Source organism: Roseovarius amoyensis (assembly GCF_003260265.1).
Classification (GTDB): Bacteria; Pseudomonadota; Alphaproteobacteria; order Rhodobacterales; family Rhodobacteraceae; genus Roseovarius; species Roseovarius amoyensis.
Genome location: NZ_QITQ01000053.1, coordinates 1 through 8,277, shown reverse-complemented (window position 1 = coordinate 8,277; position 8,277 = coordinate 1). Strand labels below are relative to the sequence as shown.

The 8,277-nt window shown below is 60.8% G+C and carries 6 protein-coding genes and 2 pseudogenes; 2 read left to right on the top strand and 6 right to left on the bottom strand.

The window, feature by feature from the left end:
• Positions 1 to 307: 307 nt before the first annotated feature.
• Positions 308 to 598 (top strand): annotated as a pseudogene (locus DL899_RS18800) (IS110 family transposase); the annotation flags it as partial.
• 226 nt (positions 599 to 824) lie between these two features.
• On the opposite strand, the gene DL899_RS18795 reads toward DL899_RS18800, so the two are convergent.
• The 6 genes from DL899_RS18795 to DL899_RS18770 all read right to left on the bottom strand — a co-directional run bounded on the left by DL899_RS18795 (position 825) and on the right by DL899_RS18770 (position 7,520).
• Entirely contained in the window at positions 825 to 1,541 is a 717-nt protein-coding gene (locus DL899_RS18795; protein WP_111735849.1) for a TetR/AcrR family transcriptional regulator, read from the bottom strand.
• An 88-nt stretch (positions 1,542 to 1,629) separates the two neighbouring features.
• Positions 1,630 to 2,784 carry an acyl-CoA dehydrogenase family protein gene (locus DL899_RS18790; protein ID WP_111735848.1) on the bottom strand — a complete coding sequence of 385 codons (1,155 nt, stop codon included), beginning with the start codon at positions 2,782 to 2,784 and terminating at the stop codon, positions 1,630 to 1,632.
• Positions 2,785 to 2,803: 19 nt separating this feature from the next.
• Positions 2,804 to 3,571: an enoyl-CoA hydratase/isomerase family protein gene (locus DL899_RS18785; protein ID WP_162685663.1), complete on the bottom strand. Its 768-nt coding sequence runs from the start codon at positions 3,569 to 3,571 to the stop codon at positions 2,804 to 2,806.
• A gap of 10 nt (positions 3,572 to 3,581) precedes the next feature.
• The gene (locus DL899_RS18780; RefSeq protein WP_111735846.1) at positions 3,582 to 4,304 is read right to left on the bottom strand and encodes an enoyl-CoA hydratase/isomerase family protein; all 723 of its coding nucleotides are present in this window, start codon (positions 4,302 to 4,304) and stop codon (positions 3,582 to 3,584) included.
• A 59-nt stretch (positions 4,305 to 4,363) separates the two neighbouring features.
• Complete coding sequence (locus DL899_RS18775; protein ID WP_111735845.1) at positions 4,364 to 5,512, bottom strand: C4-dicarboxylate TRAP transporter substrate-binding protein; 1,149 nt, start codon at positions 5,510 to 5,512, stop codon at positions 4,364 to 4,366.
• A gap of 337 nt (positions 5,513 to 5,849) precedes the next feature.
• On the bottom strand, positions 5,850 to 7,520 hold the full coding sequence (locus DL899_RS18770; protein WP_111735850.1) for a flavin-containing monooxygenase: 1,671 nt from the start codon (positions 7,518 to 7,520) through the stop codon (positions 5,850 to 5,852).
• Between the two features lie 181 nt (positions 7,521 to 7,701).
• Between DL899_RS18770 and DL899_RS18765 the strand changes: the two are divergent.
• Positions 7,702 to 8,277 (top strand): annotated as a pseudogene (locus tag DL899_RS18765) (IS5 family transposase); the annotation flags it as partial.

Below are 8,277 nucleotides of genomic sequence, written 5' to 3'. Positions count from 1 at the left end.
GATGTTCACGGAATAGCCGGACGCCGCGCTCGCGGAACTCGGCTGTGTACTTCGGGGTGGGCTTCTTCTGATCCATAGGGCTCATCCTTTGAGAGTTTTACTCTCCGGTAAACCCGGGGCGGTTCAGTCCGGGAATTACCGAAATCCCTGTCCGGGAATTTGCGAAATCCGCACCACGTCGGGAAGACGCGCCGCTGAAAGGTTATGGCCACGCGCGCAGCCCCGAAATAGCGTAGCTGGTGGCCATAACCTGGTCTCAGGTCTCAACAGTGATTTTGCATAAACCACACCGCTGAGGAGACCGGCTATGACCGCCCCCATACTATCCGCTTCGACCTTGCTGGTCGCAATCGACGTTTGCAAGCACCGCCACGAGGTGCTGATTGGCGTTTCTGGCAAGAAGCGCCGTCGCCGATTGACGATCACAAACACGCTGGAGGACTTTCAGCGCCTGATCAGGTCTCTTGCCAGCTACGAACTGCCGGTTCGGATCGGATTTGAAGCGAACGGCAATTTTCACCGACCGCTGGCCCATCATCTCGGCCAGGCCGGTTTCGAGCTGAAGCTGATCTCCTCCGTGGGTTTGGCCCGAAGTAAGCATCGAAAAGGAACAGGTGAATTCCTTCCCAGCCCATGGCCACCTGCAGAATGCCGTGCAACTCTCACAATCTTGTCGAAGACGGCACAGGCACGCGCTGCCAGATCACTGGGCTGATCCCAAGAAGACGAATTTTCAGTTGATAGATTTCTGGTGCGGTGGACATCCAAAATCCTTGGCGGCATCATCCCCACGATTCAACTGCCCCACTCTTTGCGGTACTCTCCTAGACCGTCTGGTCGGGCCGGCGTCTAGCGTCCACCATGTTCAGCGTCAGCTCCGCAAAGAGCTGCGATACGTCCTCGATCGACAGGCGTCCCTCGGGCTGGTACCAGTTGAAGATCCAGCAGACCATCCCGGCAATCGCGCGTGCCGTTAACGGCACGTCGCTTACGCGGAAATCCTCCGTCTCGACACCCTTGCGCAAAAGTTTCTCAAGGCGCTCGTCGAACTCCCTGCGCCGCCCGATCACATACTGCCGCACGACGGGCGAAAGGTTCAGTTCCTCGCGAAAGAACACGGAAACGTAGTTCTGGTTGATGCCCTGCACCGTGGCGAAGCGGCGGACGAACGTGTGAAGCGAGTCCGTGGGGGAAAGATCCTCGGAAAAGACCTCGTCCATGACCAGATGCGGCAAGTCGATCGTGGCAGTGCAGATTTGTTCTAGGATATCCTGTTTGTTCTTCATGTAATAGTAGATGAAAGGCTTGGTCACGCCGATCTTCTTGGCCAGTTCGCCAACCAACGCCCCGCTGTAGCCCTTTTGGCTAAACAGTTCGGCGGCGCTGCTCAGAATGCGCTGGCGGCGATACAGATGCAGCTCATCACGGATAGAATTACCGCCGCCCTCCGCTTGGACATTGGGTGCGGAGAGAATCTCAATTCCTCCTCCGGCATCCTCTTCCCTGAGCTTGAAGATGGACGACGTGGTTTGCTTCGGCATATGCACTCCTGCAATATCTGCATTACGCTAACCCGCTGTACATATACTCTGCACCGCCTTAAGCAAGCCGCATATCGCCGCATGCGGATCAGTCGCAGGGAAGGCCGAGCTGTTTGGCGATCGCACGCAACTGGATCTCGAAACTGCCCACCGTGACCGGCGCCACAAGCGCATCGAGCGCCATGCGCATGACAGGCAGCTCTTCGGTGAGGCCCCAGCCGCCGCCAATGTGCAAGGCAGACTGGGTGACCCGCACGACCGCCTGGGTCACAAACAGCTTGGCGCAGGATACTTGCTGAATTAGATCGGCAATTGGGCATCCGCTGTCCCAGCGGTCAGCCGCCTCATAGGCAAGAAGGCGCGCCGCTTCGATGTCGGTCTGGTTCTGCGCCAGCATAAAGGCAATGGACTGGTTGGCCCCGATCGGACGTCCGAACTGGTGGCGGGTCTTGGCATAATCCAGCGCCCAGTCCTGGGCGTGCTGCATGTGTCCCAGCCAGCGCGCCGAAACAAGGATACGCTCGCGATTGAACCCTGCCATGATCTGACGAAAGCCCGCCGGAACCCGCCGGGCCTCGGGAACACGCACCCCGTTCAGGTGCACCCGGTAGGTGGGGGCAGGACGGTTAGCATAGGTGGGGATGCGCGACACCTCGACACCGGGGCTATTCCGATCAACGGCAAAAAAGCTCATGCCTTCGCGACCGCGCTCACGGTCGGTCTGTGCCAGCAGCACCAGAACATCGGCCTCACCGGCCAGCGTGATGAAGGACTTGATCCCGTCGAGAACCCAGTCGTCACCGTCACGTCGCGCCGTGGACTTCACGTTCTGGACGTCGTTACCGGCATCAGGTTCGGTCACCGCGATGGCCAGGATCTTTTCGCCATTGATCGAGGCCCGTGCGAGGTCCTGCTGCTCGGGAGTCCCGAAGTCATGCAGAATCCCGCCAGCCACGCCCTGGATGATCAGCGCGTTGGGAAGCCCCGGATTGACACGTGCACATTCCTCGATGCAGATCGCCTCCTCGTGCACACCAAGATCCGCGCCGCCCACCTCGGTCGGCGCGGCGATACCGATCAGGCCCGCCTTCGCGGCAGCTGTGAAAAACGCGCGCGGGAACTGGCTTTCGCGGTCTGCCTCCTGCCAGATCGGGGCGATCTCGCGTTCGGCAAAACGTCGGCACGTCTCGCGGAACATCGCGCGATCCACTGTTTCGGAGGGGCGCCGGCGTTCAGTTGTCATGGTCTTTTCCTATATATGTTCAATTCGGCCGGGTTTTGGACGTCAGGCGCGCGCGATGACGCTCTATGGCCTCGTCCACGCCGGGCGCGGCAAAGTTGCGATGCATCATGCTGCCGGCAAGCTTCATCTGCTCGCCGAATGGAAGGGGCGCAGCACTGGCAGAGAATTCGCGTCCCAGCGTCAACGAGGCGCGAAGATCCAGATAGTGGCTCACCCGTTCCTCGGCGCGTTCACGAAATCCGTCCTGCGGCAGCACCTCTGTCACCAAGCCCAGCCCGAAGGCTTCCTCTGCGTCCAGCGCGCGACCGGTGGCGCAAAGCTGCCAGGCAAGCGAGTCCGGGATCCGCCGCGTCAACAGTGCGTGCAGCAGGAATGGATACATGCGGAACTGAATCTCGGGAAAGCTGACGGATACATCTGCCCGCGCGATCACGATATCGCTGAGGCAAGGGAATATAGTGCAGCCGCCCTTCGCGTAACCGTGAAGCACGGTGACGATCAGGGCCGGGCACGTCTCGATCGCTTCGGAGAGGGCAAGGATCACCTCCTCCTGTCGCTCCAAACCCTCTCGCCCAGCGCGTAACTCCGAGATGTCGGCACCGGCCGAGAAGCCGCGGTCGCCCGAAGCGTCGATCACCAGGGCCTTCTCGCCCGGCGCGCCGCCGATGCCGCGCACGATGCCGGCGATCTCTTCCATCATGTCTGAAGACAGGGCATTCGATTTTTCCGGACGGTCAATGGTGATGCGCGTCAACGCGCCGTTACTCTGGGACTTGAGGACGGTCATCGGGGTTCCTTCAGGTGAGAAAAGTGGAGCGCTCTGCCAGCCGGAGCGGGACTGAGTCATGAAACGGGGCGCGCTCGAAGGCATGGTTCAGCGCCAGCTTGTGAGCGACGAAACCTTCGCTTGCAGTCTCCGCCAGCCGGGCTGCAACATCCCGCGCCCTGGCTTCAAGCTGCTCGCCCTGCACGATCTCGTTTGCGAGACCCAGCGTCAGAGCTTCGTCGGCTCCCATGCGGCGCGCGGTAAGGATCAGCTCGCGCGCGGCGGGCAGCCCGATCCGGCGCGGCAGCAGGTGGAGCGACGCCATGTCGGGGATCACGCCGATCCGCCCGAAGACCTGGCAGAACCAGGCGCGCGGCGTACACAGGATCACATCGCCTGCCATCGCCAAGCTGAAGCCCGCTCCCGCGCAGGGGCCGTCAACGGCCACGACCACGGGTTTGGGGAAATCCACGAAGTCGGCGAACCAAGCATGAAGCAGCTGGATGCGGTGCCGGGTGGCGATCGCCCGGTCGGCGCCCTCGCTAAGGCTTTTCAGGTCGCCCCCGGCGCAGAACGTTCCGCCCCGACCGGTGAGAACGAGCGCGCGGACGCTGGCATTGTCGCGACTTTCCGCAATCGCCTCGGCCAGTTCCGCACGCATCCCAAGGCTAAGGGCATTGCGCTGCGCAGGTTCGTTCAGCGCGATCAGCAGGATGCCGTCGGCTTCTTCGGTCTGGATGTGTCTGTAGGTCATGTGTTTTGGGGTTCCGGTGCATTGGGCGCCGCCCCCTGGGCGGCGCCCGCTTTCACGGTTCAGAGGCCGCCGTAGCTCGACACGTCGAGACCCGAATAGGCGTTCTCGCGAAGACGCTCGCCCATCTTCACGCCGTCACGTCCGGTTTCGGCGGCAATACCCTTCCATTTCTCAATCATAGCCATGAACTCATCTCTGACCTCTTCGGGATTGTCGATTTTGTACTTCTCGCGGGCAAGCGCGTACATCGTTTCGACATCCTTCTCGGTGAACTCCGCCATCTTGGCCTTGAGATCGTCACCCGGCGCGATCACCTCAATACCGCGTTCCTTCGCGTCCGTCAGGGCCTCCTCGGAATCCTTCAGATAGGCACCGGTGATGCGCATCATCGCAACCGCAGCCGAATCCAGAAATGCACGGCGCTCCTGCTCCGACAGGCCGGCCCAACTCTCCGCCGAGAACACGAAGGGTGATGAGACACGGTGCATTGTCACCGGCAGGGTGATCACGCTCTTGGCGACTTCGGCAAGTGAATGGGTCTGAAGGATCGCGGGAGGATTGAGGGTAATGTCGACCCCGCCACGGTTCATCATCTCATAGACTTCCGAGCCGCCCACGTTGATCGGCGACAGCCCGAAATAGTCTGCCCAACGCGCGTTGTAATCGCCGCCAGGAACCCGAACCCTCTTGCCCACCAGATCCTCGGGAGTGCGATAAACCTCGCGGTTGACGAGCATAAGCGGAGCAGCGGTGTAGCTGCCAGTGAAGACAATGCCCGCCGCATTGAATTCATCTAGGCAACGCTGGCACTTGGTCAGGACAAATTCGTTGAACGCACCGGCGACGACAAGCGTGTCGTCGGTGGGAACTGCTAGGTCGTTGAGATACTGCACCATCGGCAGTTCCGCCGGGTGGTAGGTCAGAATCACCATCCCGGCATCGACCGCGCCAGCTTGCAGCCCGCCGAGCGTCGCCCGCGCGCTGAGCGGGGTGCCGCCAGTAAAGAGCTTGATATCAAGCTCGCCATCGGTTGCCTGCTTCATCTCTTCGATCAGCGGCATTGTACCATCGGTGACGACCACGTGCTTGGGTAGCACGTACTGGTTCAGGGTCAGCGATTTGGCCGCCGCGTCACCTCCGGAAAATGCTCCCGCAACGAGCAGTGCCGTGGCTGTTACGGTCGAGATATTCAAGGTTTTGAAAAACAATTCCGTTACTCCCTTACGCCTGAGCCGAGAAAGCTCGGGCCGTTATCTATTGTCGCAACTTCCTCCCGAAGCGGACGAGAATACCATAGAGTATATTTTAATTCCACGTCAACGCGCTTTGCGGGGCGAGCAGGGTACTCCGGGAGCTGCCCGCGAGACCCTCTGGCGGTGCACTTCGGTCGAGAAGGTGCGTCCGTATCGTTCGCGGTCTCGTATCCGGCGTCGGGACCCGCTTTGAGGCGTGCGCTCCGACCGCGAAGCTCGAGCGTCGTTGAAGCGGGGCGGTTACCGACGCCCGTTTCAGGGCGGTCACGGCTCCCTTCTGATCCGCCGCCGCTCAGTCAAGATCAAAGCCGGCGTAGCCGTTGTTTGCCACCTCCTCAAGGCGCCGCCTGTACCGGGGCGAGCCTCCATTATAGATTAGGTAGCGGATCCCGTCGCGCCCCTCCAGGTTCGAGTTGTAACCCGTGAACCAGGATTTCGCGGTACGAAACAGCGTCATCTGATAGAGGTCGCGAACTTCCTTCTGCCAAGCAGAAACCGCTTCTTCCTGCGGCTCGACGCGCTGGATGCCCTTGTCGCGAAGCATCACCATGAAGCCTGACACCCAGTCGACAATGTCCTCAATGCCGCGCGGAAAGTTGGTGGACACCGAACCGCCTTGCGGGCCTGCCAATGTGAAGAGATTGGGAAAGCCGCGCGACTGGACGCCGAGATAGGTGAGTGGCCCTTCACTCCACTGATCGCGCAGGCTGACCCCGTTCGAGCCAACGATGTTGATCCGGTCGAACGCGCCGGTAATGGCATCGAAACCTGTTGCGTAGATCAGGCTGTCAATTTCGTATTCCTGCGATGTCGTTAGAACGCCCTTCGGTGTAATCCGGACGATCGGGGATTCATTCACATCGACCAGATGAACGTTTGGCCGATTGTAGGCTTCGTAATACCCCGTTTCGAGAGGCACGCGTCTGGTTCCAAAGCCATGATCCCGCGGTATCAGTTTCTCCGCCACCTCGGGGTCGTGCACCCGCTGGCGGATCTTGTCGGCAATAAAAGCCGTGTATTCTGCGTTCGCGTCGGTGTCTGTGAGCACTTCCATGAAGTTTCCGATCCACACCCCGAAACCGGGCGAGGCGTAAAGTTCCTCCCAGAACGCAAGGCGCTCTTCCTCGGGCACCTCGTTGAACTTGCGACGGTCGGGACCGTGCAGGAAACCGCCCGGAGTTGTCTGGCACTTGGCGAAAATCTCGTCGTAGCGGGCCTTGATCCGGTCCATCTCCTCGGGAGAAATCGGCGAGTTGTGCAGCGGCGCGCACCAGTTCGGACGTCGCTGGAACACGTAAAGCTCCTTGGCCTGCTTGGCGACTTCGGGAACGAGCTGCACGCCCGTCGCGCCGGTGCCGATCAGCCCGACGCGTTCGCCGATGAAATCCGTCTTTTCCTTCGGCCAGTCATAGGTGTGGAAGGCCTGGCCGCCGAAGGTTTCGCGGCCTTCGATGCGAGGCAGTGTCGGCGCCGAGAGCATCCCGACGGCGGTCAGAAGATAGGTGCAGCGATACACCAACCCGTTTTCGGTCCGCACCACCCATTCGTTCACGTCCTCGTCGTAGACCGCATCGCTGACCCGGCTGCCGAACACCATGTGGCGGCGCAGGTCGAACTTCTCAATGACGTAATTGAGGTAAGAGAGCGTTTCCGTCTGCGGCGCAAAATGCTCTTTCCAGTCCCATTCCTGAAGGAGCTCGCGCGAGAAGGAATAGCCGTAGCTGTAGCTCTCGGAATCGAAGCGGCAGCCGGGGTAGCGGTTCCAGTACCAAGTACCGCCAGGGGCCTCGCCGGCCTCGAGAACAATTGTTGCGAAACCCGACTCGCGCAGGCGATATAGCGCGTAGATCCCGCATACACCCGCGCCGATGACCAGAACATCGGTCCGCACCGGAGAGGCGTCCTCTGGCTGCGAGGAGGGCGCGGGTTGGCTTGCCTGGCGCTGCGGCTTGTGTTGTGTCATCAAATCCTCCATCTCGGTAGCCCGGCGGCCGTGCGTCAGTAATGCGCGCGGCACGTAGGAATTTTTTTCTACTGGCGAGTAGTATCTTTGCCCTTCAGGAATGTCAACGCAGGCTCGTGACGGACATTGTTGCACAAAGCGATGACAGGGATTCCTTCGCGAATCCAGATAGTTATATCGGGTGCATGCCGAGCCTTCTCCTATCCGTTACCGCACGAAGAACTGGTCATCCTGTAACGCCTCACGGCGCAAGCGGGACTCATTGTCGATCTGGTTTGATCCGGACATGGTCTGGCACGCGGAAAGGTGCGGCAAGCGTGGATGACCGGAAACCTTTTCCGATGCTGCAATTCAAACCTGCCTGACGTTCGAGGTGCTTTTCGGCCTTCCACTTCGCCAGAGGGCCGGGCTGATCGAGAGCCTGATCCGGATGGCCGGGCTCGACTGGCCGGCGCCGGACGTCTCGACGCTGTGTCGCCGCCAGGCGCGGATCGCAGTGCAGTTCCCATATCGCGCCTCCGGGCAGCCGCTGACCCTGCTGGTGGACAGCGCCGGGATCAAGTTTCGCGGCGATGGCGAGTGGTTGGTCCGCAAGCATGGCACCACGCGCCGCAGGCAATGGCGAAAGGTCCATATCGCCATGGATGTGGGCACCGGCGATGTCCGCACGGTCGAGTTCACGTCAAGCCGCCAGGGCGACAGTCCCCTGCTGCCGGAGTTTCTGGCCCAGATCCCGCCGGATGAGCTGATCGAGACC